This is a genomic window from Mammaliicoccus lentus (genome assembly GCF_947036595.1).
GTDB lineage: Bacteria > Bacillota > Bacilli > Staphylococcales > Staphylococcaceae > Mammaliicoccus > Mammaliicoccus lentus.
On the sequence record NZ_OX344834.1, the window covers coordinates 1,806,679 to 1,819,253 of the forward strand.

Below are 12,575 nucleotides of genomic sequence, written 5' to 3' on the forward strand. Positions count from 1 at the left end.
GTAGCAAGGCGATTAAACACCTACAGTCACTGATATAAAAGCATTTATAGAAAAATTCTACATCATCATTTGCGGATTTATATCAATCTCTAATGATAGTTTATCTTTCATGTATTGTTCGTGATAGTAGTCATCTAAGTATTGCAGTGCTGTAAGTAGCCCTGGTTCGCTTTTAAATTTAATAAGTATTTGGAATCTATGTTGATTGTTAATACGTGATAACGGACTTGGTGAAGGACCCAACACAAATGATTGTGGCGTCACATGTTGTACTAAAATATCATGTATATGTTTCGATGCTTTTAATACTTTTCTTTTATCGAAATGACTAATGGTCAAGTTAACAAGGAAGTAATATGGTGGATATCTTCCTACTTGTCTGAATTTCATTTCTTTTTCATAAAAAGATAAGTAATCATTTTTAGTTACGTCTAGAATAGCGTAATGTTCTGGATTATACGTTTGTATCATTACTTCTCCAGTCTTCTCATGTCTTCCTGCACGCCCTGCTACTTGTGTTAAGAGTTGGAATGTTTTTTCGCTTGATCTAAAATCAGGCAAGTTCAACATTGTATCTGCATTTAGAACTCCGACTAATGTTATATTTTCAAAGTCTAATCCTTTAGCAATCATCTGTGTTCCTAATAATATATTTGCTTCTTGATTTCCAAATGCATTTAACAGTCGCTCATGGGCGCCTTTTTTAGACGTAGTATCTACGTCCATTCGAATAACTTTGGCATTATCGAATGTTTCATATATAAGTTCTTCAACCTTTTGTGTACCCACACCCATTTGTCTAATATGTTCACTACCACAACTTGGACAAGTCGGTGGCATCGGTTCACTATATCCACAATAATGACATTTTAAATCATCTGTTGTTTTATGATAAGTTAATGAAATATCACAATTTGGACATTGCGGTACATGTCCACAATCTCTACATAATACAAATGACGAATGCCCTCTTCTGTTTAAGAACAATACGATTTGTTCATTTTTATTGATTCTATCTTGAATCGCTCTTGTTAATGGTTCAGAGAACATTGAACGGTTCCCTGCTTGAAGTTCTTCTCTCATATCCACTAACGCTATTTCAGGCATTTTTTGCAAATTCACTCTGTCTGGTAATCCTAAATAATGATAAACACCTTTTTCTGCGCGTGCAAATGTTTCTAAACTTGGCGTTGCTGAGCCTAGCACAACAGGACAATTATGATATTCACTTCTCCATATGGCAATTTCACGGGCATGATATCTTGGATAATCTTCTTGTTTATATGTCGATTCATGTTCCTCGTCAATTATAATAAGACCTAAATTTTCAAATGGTGCAAAGACACTTGATCTAGCACCGACTGAAACGCTCGCCTTACCATCTCTAATTTTTTGCCATTCATCATACTTTTCGCCTTTTGATAAGCCTGAATGAAGAACTGCAACTTCATCACCAAATCTCGCTTTGAATCTATTAACCATTTGTGGCGTCAATGCAATTTCAGGAACAAGCATTATTGCTTGTTCACCTCGATTAAGGACGTTTTCTATCGTTTGTAAATACACTTCAGTTTTACCTGAACCTGTGACACCGTGTAATAGAAATGTCTTTGATTCTTCATTTGAAACTGATTTATCTATATTTTCGAAAGCTGATTGCTGTGCTTCAGTAAGTTCTTTATTATTTTCTTTTTCGAATATTCTGTTCTCATACGGATCACGATTAACGATCGCTTCATATTTTTCCAATACTTGATTTTTCACAAGTGTTTGAATACTAGAATTTGAAAATCCTTCTTCTTTTAATGTTCTTAACAACACATCCTCATGACGATGCTCTATCAAATAATTTAACACATCTAATTGTTTTTCCTTTTTACTAATAGCTTCCAATATTTCATCTAATCTATCAGTCGGTATAATCCGTACACATGTTGCATATTTACGCGTTAATTGTTGACCTACAATCGTATCTTTAGACAATATTTCTTTATCTACAAAATGTTCAAGCTCTGAAACAATTTGTAGTTTCTGAGCTTGATCAAAAGTTAAAATACCTTCTTTATTGAAGGTATTTAACAATTCTGCCGGTAAAGGTTCTGGGTCATTTACTTGATAAACTTTTTGGTATTTTGCTTTCACAGCGCTTGGCAACATGATTTCTAGAGCGGATATACGTTTAACTAAATGAAAATTCGCCATCCATTCACTTAACTTAATCAATTCAGATGTAAGTTCTGGTTTAAAATCTTTAACTCTTATTATTGATTTTAATTTAGAGGCATCTATATCACTAGATAAATGTTCACTAATGTCGATAACAAAGCCTTGGATTTTTCTTGAACCAAATGGCACTTCTACACGCACACCAACTTTAACGATTTCTTCAATGTCTTGTGGTATTTTGTAATCGAACGTTTTATCTACATTTTTAGAAGGTATATCTACTACTACATGAGCTATCAAGAATTCCACCTACTTGCAATTTCGTTTAAAATTTTAAATGCTATTTTTTGTTTAGATTCTTTCTTAAATGGTACTCTATCTCCATTAGCAAAGAACATTTCAACTTCGTTATCAGAAGATTTAAATCCAATTTCCTGATTTGCAACATGATTAGAAATAATCACATCAGCATTTTTCTTTTTTAATTTACCCATAGCATATTTTTCTACATTGTCGGTTTCTGCTGCAAAACCAACTAAATATTGATTTTGTTTATGTTCACCTAAATATTTTAAAATATCTGTCGTTCGTTTAAAGACTAATTCAAGGTCGCCATCTTGCTTTTTCATTTTCTTATCTGATGTTTCAACTGGAGTATAGTCAGCTACAGCTGCTGCTTTAATAATCATATCCATATTATCTTTGTACTGTTTCACAGCTTGAAACATATCTTCCGCACTTGTAATTTGGACGTATTCCACACCTTTAGGCTGAGACAATTGAGTTTCTCCACTTACTAATATAACTTCGGCACCTAGGTCCCTTGCTGCTTCAGCCAGTGCATAACCCATCTTTCCACTAGAGCGATTTGTAAAGTATCTTACTGCATCAACTTTTTCTATAGTCGGACCTGCAGTTATCAAAACTTTTTTGCCTTGTAATGAAAAAGTTTGAAGGTTTAAATTTTCTTTAAAATAATCATCAATAATCGTTAATATTGTAATCGGTTCTTCCATTCTTCCTTTGGCTACATAACCACATGCTAAATATCCTTCTCCAGGTGCAATAAATTTATAACCATACTCTCTCAATTTAGCCATGTTCGCTACTATAGAAGGATGTTCCAACATATGAACATTCATCGCTGGTGCGATAAATACAGGCGCTGTAGTCGCTAGTAATGTAGATGTGACCATATTATCTGCTAACCCATTTGCCAACTTACTAATAGTATTTGCAGTAGCAGGCGCAACAATAACAGCATCAGCCCAATCTGCTATAGTAATATGTTGTATTTCACTAACATCTTTTTCGTCAAAAGTATCTGTATAAACATGATTACGGCTGATTGCTTGGAAAGCTAGAGGAGTAACAAATTGTTGGGCATTTTCAGTTAACATCACTCTCACTACGTATCCGTTTTGTGTTAATTTACTTGTTAAATCAATCGCTTTATAGGCAGCTATGCCACCAGTAACAGCTAGAAGTATATTCTTCATTTGTGTACGCCTCCAAATTACAATTATTATTAACACTTATTATACATTCTTTAATTTATACTGTCATGAATTCAATCTATATATTAAATTGAATAAAGTATGTTATAAGCGCATTTCCAGTCCAATCAGCTACTGTCTATATAATAAACAAGGCTGAGACATGATAATGTCCCAGCCTGCTGATATTATGGAGATATTAATCTTGTAGTTTAGCTTGTACTTTATGAGCTGCAATCTCTTCAAGTGCTTGTCCTACATTTTTAAGAGAACGATACTCATCTAATAATAAACTATCAGGATATTCTTGAAGTTCACGTGCTCTCTTTGCAGCTGTTGTTACGATTAAATATTTAGAGTTAATACTATCTTTAAGTTCATTTTGTGCTGGATATAACATTATTTTTTTGCCTCCAATATCATTTTTCTATATCTAGCTTCTACACGTTCTCTTTTCAAATGTTCAGCTTCAACAATTGATTGAATACGTGCTTTCGCTAATTCTACTTCGTCGTTCACGACAACATAATCGTAAAGATTCATCATTTCTACTTCTTTACGGGCTTCAGTAATACGATTTTGAATAATTTCATTCGATTCTGTGCCTCTACCAACAAGTCTTTCTTTTAAATGCTCTAAACTTGGTGGAGCTAAGAATATAAATAAAGCTTCAGGAAACTTCTTTCTAACTTGTTTAGCGCCTTCCACTTCAATTTCTAAAAATACATCATATCCGTTATCCATTGTATCCCTTACATATTGTACAGGTGTACCATAATAATTACCTACATATTCAGCATACTCTATAAATTGATCATCGGCAATTAAAGCTTCAAATTCTTCTCTTGATTTAAAGAAATAATCTACGCCATCAGTTTCACCTGGACGCATATTCCTTGTAGTCATTGAGATAGAATATTTAAAATCGGTACTAGGATCATCAAAGATTGATTTTCTTACTGTTCCTTTTCCGACACCAGACGGACCTGAGAGAACAATCAGTAACCCTTTTTCTATGTTCATGTCAAACGACCTTTCCTAATGAATACTAACGATTTATCATCATTTTGTTTTTTATATCTTACCATACTTCAATTCTGTATGGCTAGAGAGGTTGTAAACTTTAAACAGAAATATACTCATTTAATCCCTTACATGTTACAATAAATTGACTTTTTAAAAAGGTGTGAATGCAAATGGCTTTTGATGGCTTATTTACAAGAAAGATAGTAGAAGATATACAATCGCTCGTAACTGGGCGAATTCATAAAATAACAGAACCAAGTAACGACACTATTATTTTAACAATTCGTAGTGAAAGAAAGAATAATCATTTATTATTATCTACGCATGCTAATTTTAGTAGATTTCATCTTACTGAAGAAAAACTAGAGAATCCTTTTGAGCCACCGATGTTCTTAAGAGTTTTAAGAAAACATCTCGATGGTGGTATCATACAGGCGATAACGCAAATTGGAAATGATAGATTAGTTGAAATCGATATTCATTCAAGAGATGAAATTGGTGACTTAAGAAAACGTACCCTCATTTTAGAAATAATGGGAAGACATAGCAATATTATTTTAGTAGATGGTGAACGTAAAATTATAGATGGGTTTAAACATCATACACCCAATACAAATACTGCTCGTACGATTATGCCAGGTTTTAAATATGAATATCCACCTACAACTAAGAAAATGAATCCTTTTGAAGTAGACGATATTAATAAATATATTGATTTTAATTCTGGTAAAATTGATAGACAATTACTTCAACAATTCGAAGGATTTAGTCCACTTATCACAAAAGAAATTGTATCTAGAAGACCGTTCATGAACCAAAGTACGCTTGTAGAAACATTCGATGAAGTGATTAACGAAGTAAAGGAAGAACCTAAGCCAGTCATATATAACAACCACTCAACTGGTAAAGAAGTTTTCTATTTTATGCCTCTACATTCTTATGGACAAGACTATACAAGTTTTAACACATTACATGAATGTTTAGACCGTTTTTATGAATCTCGTGGAGAACGAGAACGTGTAAAACAACGTGCATTAGACTTAGTTAAAATTGTTGACCAACATTTACAGAAGAATAAGCATAAGTTAGAAAAACTTATTAACGAACAAGAAGCAGCAAGTACTAAAGATATACAACAATTATATGGTGAATTAATTACAGCAAATATGTATCAAATAAAACAAGGTGATGAATCGTTAGAAACAATTAATTATTACAATAACGAGCCTATTACTATTCCTTTAGATCCAACTAAATCACCTTCTATGAACGCACAATATTATTATAAACAATATAACCGTTTAAAAACGCGTGAAATAGAATTAGAAAAACAAATTAAACTTACTCAATCTAACATTCTATATTTCGAGTCATTGGAACAACAACTTAAACATATTTCTGTTGAAGATATTGATGATATTAGAGAAGAGTTAGAAGAACAAAGATTTGTAAAAAGACGTAAAAATAATAAAAAGAAAAAATCTAATAAAATTACTTTAACAACGTTTGAATCATCTGATGGTCAAACAATATTATTAGGTAAAAATAATAAACAAAACGATTATCTTACACATCGTATCGCAAGAAAGAACCAACTTTGGTTCCATACTAAAGATATTCCAGGTTCACATGTTGTTATACAAGATACAGAGCCTACAGAAACAACGATAAATGAAGCGGCAATGATTGCAGGATATTATTCAAAAGCAAGTCAATCAGGTCAAATACCTGTAGACTATACTGAAATTAAAAATGTACACAAACCAAGCGGAGCAAAGCCAGGATTTGTAACTTATGATCATCAATCGACGCTATATGTTACAACTGACTATGATGATATAAAGAAATTATTAAAGAAATAATTTACCAAAATAAAGTTATAAAAATAGCAGTGAAAATTCCACGTTGGTGGAGAATTCACTGCTATTTTTTATTGATTTTCTGGCAATGCTAATTGGAAATTAACGCCGTATTTATCTTGTACCCATGCGAATTCTCTAAAAGTTGGGGGTATTTCTGTTTTAGGCATTAAAATAGCACCGCCTGACTTTAATTCTGAATACAAGGTTTCCATTTCCATAGCATTATCACAAGTAACATATAAAGACATTGCTGGGTTCATTTCAATATCTACTCCGTTACTTTGATCAATCGCCATAAAAATTTCACCGTTTATTTTAAATATAGAATGTTGTACTGTTCCAGGTTCACCTGGCCCTTCTTCGTCATACTTAACCATAGTTAGTATTTCACTATCTTTAAAAATAGATGTATAAAATTTAATAGCTTCTTCCGCTTCACCATTAAACATTAAAAATGTCGTTATTTTAGGTATCATTGGTTTCACTCCATTAACGTATTTAAATTGTTTCTTTTATCTTATATAATGAGTATAATCATTATAAGGTTTAAAGACAAAGGAGAGATATTATGTCATTGTCATTATTATTACCGGTTGTCATCTTATTAGCAATCATCATTATAGGTTATGTCTTCATAAAATTGTTCTTAGGATAAACATTGATTATAAAAACTTTTATAAAATAATAAGCTAAAAGCAAACTGAAGCGCCACTCCGTCATATTTTGAATTAACGGAGTGACGCTTTTTATTTATAAATCCATTTGTAATTTATAAAATTAGTTTTTAATAATTATGCACTTTTTATTTAGTAGACATTAAATCGATGCCGAATAACCATGGCACCATGAACCAAACAAATATCACGATTACAACACAACTGAATAAGTTTAACCAGAATCCTGTTGTCGCCATTTCTCGAATGGATACTTTATCTGTACCAAATACTATCGCATTCGGTGGTGTACCTACTGGTAACATAAATGCACAGTTTGCTGCCATAGCCGCTGGTATCATCAGCGCAAGTGGATGTATGTGTATACCCACTGCTATAGTCGCTAAAATCGGTAATATCATTGTTGCTGTAGCTGTATTCGATGTAATCTCAGTTAAGAATAGTACGAACAGTGTAACAATAAAGATAATCAAGATGATGTTAATACCTTCAAGGCTAGATATTTGTTTACCCATCCATTTATCTAAACCACTTTCTGTAATAGCTGATGCTACAGCTAAACCTCCACCAAATAGTAATAAAATACCCCATGGTAAGTCTTTTGCAATAGACCAATCTAAAATTCGAGCAAATTTTCTTTTTGCGGGCACTAAGAATAATAATACCGCAACGAACATTGAAATCGTTCCATCTTTAACAAGCTCTGTAAATGTAAATTGTGAAAGTAAAAATTCTCTTGATACCCATAAAAATGCTGCTAAACAGAATAATGTTAACACGATTTTTTCTTCATAAGTTGTCTTACCTAAAGCTTTCAATTCTTTTGTAATTATTTCTTTACCGCCTGGTAGCTCCTTCATATCGTGTTTAAATTTCACAAAGTTTAAATATGCCCATGTAATAGCTAATAAAATAATAACTACTGGCACACCCATAACCATCCATTGGGCAAAACTAATTTCTTCTCCAAATATTTTCTCATATTGTCCTTTTAAAATAATTAACGGTGGTGTACCAATTAAAGTACCTAAACCACCAATTGTACCGGCATACCCGATACCTAAAACAAGCGATTTTTCAAATTGTGATAAATGATGTTCTTTAGAATCATCAGTTGTTAATTCATGTGCTTCCTTAATAATAGCTAAACCAATTGGAATTATGATCATTACTGCTGCTGTATTAGACACAAACATCGATAAAGCACCAGTAGCAATCATAAATCCTAATAAAATTCGCCCTGTACTTGTCCCGATACTTTTAATGATAACAAGTGCAATCCTTGTATGTAAGTTCCATCTTTCCATTGCAATAGCAATAATAAATCCACCTAAGAATAAGAATACGATGTCATCCCCATAAGCGCTAGACACTGTTTCGCTATCCATTACGCCCCCTAAAGGAAATAGGAATAAAGGCATTAAACTCGTTGCCGGAATAGGGATAGCTTCTGTAATCCACCAAACTGCAATCCAAAGTGTTACAGCCATAACATAAACCCCTTTTTGGCTGAGTCCTGGTGGACTAACAAATAATAAGACAATTAAAAATAATAAAGGCCCTAAAATTAATCCTACTAACTGTGCTGTATTATATGCTTTTAACTTTGGTTCTGGTTCTTTTTGTCCTTTTAATGCATCTGCTGAAAAGAACTTTAACATTTCTTTAGTTCTTCCACTTTCTTTCCAAAGCTTATCGGTAAGTTTATTTCCCTTTTCTTTCATATATTACTATCCCCTTAAATTGTATTCGTTTACATTTTAACAAATATTACTTCTTTAGAATACTATTTTTATTAAATTATTATAATATTTATGCTTTTTATATATACGGAAGTATAAAATTATATATATATTTATAAAAAAGAGTGGGCCAGAAATCTCATTTTATTAAAAAGATTTCGTAGTCCCACCTCGGCAAGAATGACTGGGGTTGAAAAAGCTTGATATAAGTGCATTTTCAAACCAGTCAGCTACTGCCATTATAATGAATCGAGGCTGGGGCGTGTATATATGCCCCAGCCTCAGAAATAGCTATAATTTAAATTTTTTAATTGTTTTGTTCTTTTGTATTAAAGAATCCGTTCTTCTCTAGTTCTTTTTTTATACTTTTGAAAATGTTTTTATCGTCTAAATCATATCTTCTATCTCTGTCTACATTTGTATTATTTGTATAGCCGGTTCTTTCTTTAAAATTGTCGTCTCTTACTTTTGAATGCTCAAAGTCCGCCGGTTTGTTAGAATCTTTTTTAAGAAAATCATTAATGTGTCCCCATTTTTTAATCTGCTCACGTTCTTCTTCAGCAGTTAAACGATGTTCACTTTCCATAAAATACGGCCCCCTTTATATGAGTTCATTATAAAGTATCTTTCCATTCTTTTAAAGTTTTAATATCTTTATTTTCTATAAATCCTTCTTTTTCTGCCACAGTTACAAGTTCATCATAGTTTGATAAAGTGTAAAATGGAACATTAATTTTGTTAAATGCTTCTTCTGCTTTGGAAATACCATATGTAAATATTGCGAATACACCTAAAACTTCAGCACCATCTTCTAATAATGCTTCTACTGCATTGATTGAAGAACCACCTGTAGAAATTAAATCTTCAATGACAACAACTTTTTTTCCTTTGCTTGAAGCACCTTCAATTTGATTACCTTTACCATGCCCTTTGCTTTTTGATCTTACATAACTCATAGGTAGCTTCAGATCATCGGCGATAAATGCAGCATGAGGTATGCCAGCTGTTGCAGTCCCTGAAATAATTTCTACTTCATTAGCATGTTCTTTTATTAAATTAATTAAACTTTTATAAATGTCTTCTCTTATTTCAGGGTAAGCTAACGTGACTCTGTTATCACAGTATATTGGCGATTTAATGCCTGAACTCCAAGTATAAGGATCCTCTGGTGAAAGTGTAACCGCCTTTATCTTTAATAATGATTGTGCAATATTTGAAGTCATGTTCATTATCCTTTCCATCTTTGTAATATTTCGTGATATCTTTCCACTGGATTCGTATGTTGTGTAATTGAACGGCCTACAACAATATGTGTTGAACCAAGATTTTTCGCTTCTTCTGGAGTTGTAACACGTTGTTGATCATGCGTTTTATCCGTTTCTAATCGTATTCCCGGTGTTACTTTCAAGAATTCTTTACCAAGAGTTTCTTTTAATATTTTAGATTCTAATGGTGAACATACGACCCCATCTAAACCAGCATCTTTAGTATTTTTAGCATAATGTACAACTGAGTCTTCTATAGATGTTTGGATATTTTGTTCTTTCTGCATTTGTTCTTCAGTAGTAGAAGTAAGTTGCGTTACAGCTATTAATTTTGCGTTAGGATTCGTAGATTTCAGGCCTTTTAAACCAGATTTCATCATTTCTATGCCACCTGCTGCATGCACATTAATAAGATCTATATTAAATTTTCCTAATCCCGCCAATGCACTTTGTACAGTATTTGGTATGTCATGTAGCTTTAAATCTAAAAATATGTCGTGTCCTCTATCCTTAATTGCTTTAATTGTATCAGGACCATTTTGTAAAAATAGTTCCATTCCAATTTTCACAAATAGTGGTTCATCAAATAAGTCTAAAAAATTTTCTACTTCTTTCAGCGTTGCAAAATCCAATGCAATAATTGGTGTATCTTTCATTTATTTTACAACTCCTTCTTGTCTATATGTTCTACCTTTAAGTTCGTGAATATGTTGTACCCCTAATTTATCTAATAAACTTGGTAATTCATCAATAATTTCTTTACATACTGTAGGATTTTCAAAATTAGCTGTTCCTACTGCTACTGCATCTGCACCTACTGATATATAGTCGATTACATCTTGAGCTGTTCTAACGCCACCCATTGCAATGATTGGAATATCAATATTTTGACTAACTTCATAAACCATTCTTAAAGCTACAGGTTTAATTGCTGGCCCGCTCAAACCACCAACAATATTACTTATTATCGGCTTTCCTGTTTTTTCATCAACACGTAGACCAACTAAAGTGTTAATCATCGTGATTCCGTCTGCATATTGAGCGATTGCTTTAGCCATTTCAACAATGTTCGTAACATTAGGAGATAGTTTAACATACACTGGAACAGAAGATACTTCTTTTACCTTTTTCGTTAAATCACTTGCTACTTCTGGTACTGTTCCGAATTGTATGCCACCTTCTTTAACGTTTGGGCATGAAATATTTAATTCTAATGCATGTACGTTAGGTGATTTTGAAATGTGTTCTGCTACATATACATATTCTTCTTCTGTTGAACCAGCTACGTTAGCAATAATTGGTACATCAAATTGCTCTAAATATTTTAGCTCATGTTCAATAATATGATGAACCCCTGGATTTTGTAATCCAATAGCATTTATCATTCCGCTAGCAGTTTCGGCAACACGAGGTGTTTCGTTCCCATATCTTGCTTCTTTAGTAGCAGCTTTTATCATAATAGATCCAAGCTCTGATAAGTCATAAAACTGACTAAATTCTTTACCAAATGCAAAACATCCACTTGCTGGCATTATTGGATTTTTCAAATTTAAACCTGGTAGTGTTACATTTAATCTACTCATATGATAACGGCTCCTTTTTCGAATACTGGTCCATCTGTACATACTTTAACATAACCTACATCATCATCAGTATGGCACACGCAGGCGTAACATGCACCAATCCCACAACCCATGCGTTCTTCTAAAGAAATGTAACCTTTAACATCACTTAATTGTGCTTTTAATGCTTTGAGCATCACTTTGGGACCACAACTATAAAATATATCGAAAGGTGTTTCTAATTGTTCAATAACAGTTGTAACAAATCCTTTTGTACCTAAACTTCCGTCAACCGTACTTATATACGTTTCTCCTAAAGATTCGAATTGTTCAACATAAAATGCATCTTTTGCGCTTTGGAAACCTAACACGTGAATTGTTTTAATTCCTCTTGCATTAAGTTGTTTAGATAATTCATATAGTGGAGGCACACCAATACCGCCACCTACTAATAAAGCGGTATTTTGTGCTTCTTCCACTGGAAAACCATTACCTAAAGGCGCAATAACATCTATAGAATCTCCTGATTTTAGTTTAGAAATTTTTTCAGTTCCTTGCCCTTCTTTTCTAAAAAGCATTGTGAAAGTCTCATCTTCTCGATTCACTTCACAAATTGATATAGGCCTTCTTAACATATGTTCAGTACCCATACCTGCCTTTATGTGTACGAATTGGCCAGGTTTTTTCATATTTTTCGTAATATCACCATAAACTTTTAATTCATAAATAGCATCTGCAATTTGATTATTTGATACAACTGTCATTAAATGAGACATTGTGAT

12 protein-coding genes are annotated in these 12,575 nt (G+C 32.7%); 1 reads left to right on the plus strand and 11 read right to left on the minus strand.

Annotation, left to right across the window (positions count from 1 at the left end):
* Positions 1-57: 57 nt before the first annotated feature.
* The 4 genes from priA to gmk all read right to left on the minus strand — a co-directional run bounded on the left by priA (position 58) and on the right by gmk (position 4,685).
* Positions 58-2,466 carry a primosomal protein N' gene (gene priA / locus ACNMOQ_RS08985; protein ID WP_218705430.1) on the minus strand — a complete coding sequence of 803 codons (2,409 nt, stop codon included), beginning with the start codon at positions 2,464-2,466 and terminating at the stop codon, positions 58-60.
* On the minus strand, positions 2,463-3,665 hold the full coding sequence (gene coaBC, locus ACNMOQ_RS08990) for a bifunctional phosphopantothenoylcysteine decarboxylase/phosphopantothenate--cysteine ligase CoaBC (RefSeq protein WP_070045131.1): 1,203 nt from the start codon (positions 3,663-3,665) through the stop codon (positions 2,463-2,465). The genes priA and coaBC overlap by 4 nt, the downstream gene beginning before the upstream one ends.
* 196 nt (positions 3,666-3,861) lie before the next feature.
* Positions 3,862-4,062 (minus strand): DNA-directed RNA polymerase subunit omega, encoded by a 201-nt coding sequence (rpoZ, locus tag ACNMOQ_RS08995; protein ID WP_017000158.1) that lies wholly within the window; start codon positions 4,060-4,062, stop codon positions 3,862-3,864.
* Positions 4,062-4,685, minus strand: coding sequence for a guanylate kinase (gmk, locus tag ACNMOQ_RS09000; protein ID WP_017000160.1), 624 nt, complete (start codon positions 4,683-4,685; stop codon positions 4,062-4,064). The genes rpoZ and gmk overlap by 1 nt, the downstream gene beginning before the upstream one ends.
* Positions 4,686-4,858: 173 nt before the next feature.
* On the opposite strand from gmk, the gene ACNMOQ_RS09005 reads away from it, so the two are divergent.
* Positions 4,859-6,550, plus strand: a complete 1,692-nt coding sequence (locus ACNMOQ_RS09005) for an Rqc2 family fibronectin-binding protein (protein ID WP_416349746.1) — start codon at positions 4,859-4,861, stop codon at positions 6,548-6,550.
* A gap of 68 nt (positions 6,551-6,618) precedes the next feature.
* Here ACNMOQ_RS09005 and ACNMOQ_RS09010 read toward each other — a convergent pair whose 3' ends face one another.
* From ACNMOQ_RS09010 to ACNMOQ_RS09040, 7 genes are all read right to left on the minus strand, one after another.
* The gene (locus tag ACNMOQ_RS09010) at positions 6,619-7,026 is read right to left on the minus strand and encodes a VOC family protein (RefSeq protein ID WP_194200836.1); all 408 of its coding nucleotides are present in this window, start codon (positions 7,024-7,026) and stop codon (positions 6,619-6,621) included.
* Between the two features lie 326 nt (positions 7,027-7,352).
* Positions 7,353-8,948: a DASS family sodium-coupled anion symporter gene (locus tag ACNMOQ_RS09015; protein ID WP_416349747.1), complete on the minus strand. Its 1,596-nt coding sequence runs from the start codon at positions 8,946-8,948 to the stop codon at positions 7,353-7,355.
* A 325-nt stretch (positions 8,949-9,273) separates the two neighbouring features.
* Positions 9,274-9,552, minus strand: a complete 279-nt coding sequence (locus ACNMOQ_RS09020) for a hypothetical protein (protein ID WP_064204064.1) — start codon at positions 9,550-9,552, stop codon at positions 9,274-9,276.
* A gap of 28 nt (positions 9,553-9,580) precedes the next feature.
* The gene (gene pyrE / locus ACNMOQ_RS09025; protein ID WP_026023706.1) at positions 9,581-10,189 is read right to left on the minus strand and encodes an orotate phosphoribosyltransferase; all 609 of its coding nucleotides are present in this window, start codon (positions 10,187-10,189) and stop codon (positions 9,581-9,583) included.
* A gap of 5 nt (positions 10,190-10,194) precedes the next feature.
* Positions 10,195-10,887, minus strand: a complete 693-nt coding sequence (gene pyrF / locus ACNMOQ_RS09030) for an orotidine-5'-phosphate decarboxylase (RefSeq protein ID WP_017000583.1) — start codon at positions 10,885-10,887, stop codon at positions 10,195-10,197.
* A complete protein-coding gene (locus ACNMOQ_RS09035; protein ID WP_017000581.1) occupies positions 10,888-11,814 on the minus strand; it encodes a dihydroorotate dehydrogenase in 927 nt (308 codons plus the stop codon).
* Positions 11,811-12,569 carry a dihydroorotate dehydrogenase electron transfer subunit gene (locus ACNMOQ_RS09040; protein ID WP_017000579.1) on the minus strand — a complete coding sequence of 253 codons (759 nt, stop codon included), beginning with the start codon at positions 12,567-12,569 and terminating at the stop codon, positions 11,811-11,813. Before ACNMOQ_RS09040 ends, ACNMOQ_RS09035 begins: the two co-directional genes overlap by 4 nt.
* Between the last annotated feature and the right edge of the window lie 6 nt (positions 12,570-12,575).

Coding starts and splice junctions, on each gene's coding strand:
- coaBC (WP_070045131.1), bottom strand. CDS start 3,665: ATGAAGAATATACTTCTAGCTGTTACTGGTGGCATAGCTGCCTATAAA.
- rpoZ (WP_017000158.1), bottom strand. CDS start 4,062: ATGTTATATCCAGCACAAAATGAACTTAAAGATAGTATTAACTCTAAA.
- gmk (WP_017000160.1), bottom strand. CDS start 4,685: ATGAACATAGAAAAAGGGTTACTGATTGTTCTCTCAGGTCCGTCTGGT.
- ACNMOQ_RS09005 (WP_416349746.1), top strand. CDS start 4,859: ATGGCTTTTGATGGCTTATTTACAAGAAAGATAGTAGAAGATATACAA.
- ACNMOQ_RS09010 (WP_194200836.1), bottom strand. CDS start 7,026: ATGATACCTAAAATAACGACATTTTTAATGTTTAATGGTGAAGCGGAA.
- ACNMOQ_RS09015 (WP_416349747.1), bottom strand. CDS start 8,948: ATGAAAGAAAAGGGAAATAAACTTACCGATAAGCTTTGGAAAGAAAGT.
- ACNMOQ_RS09020 (WP_064204064.1), bottom strand. CDS start 9,552: ATGGAAAGTGAACATCGTTTAACTGCTGAAGAAGAACGTGAGCAGATT.
- pyrE (WP_026023706.1), bottom strand. CDS start 10,189: ATGACTTCAAATATTGCACAATCATTATTAAAGATAAAGGCGGTTACA.
- pyrF (WP_017000583.1), bottom strand. CDS start 10,887: ATGAAAGATACACCAATTATTGCATTGGATTTTGCAACGCTGAAAGAA.
- ACNMOQ_RS09035 (WP_017000581.1), bottom strand. CDS start 11,814: ATGAGTAGATTAAATGTAACACTACCAGGTTTAAATTTGAAAAATCCA.
- ACNMOQ_RS09040 (WP_017000579.1), bottom strand. CDS start 12,569: ATGTCTCATTTAATGACAGTTGTATCAAATAATCAAATTGCAGATGCT.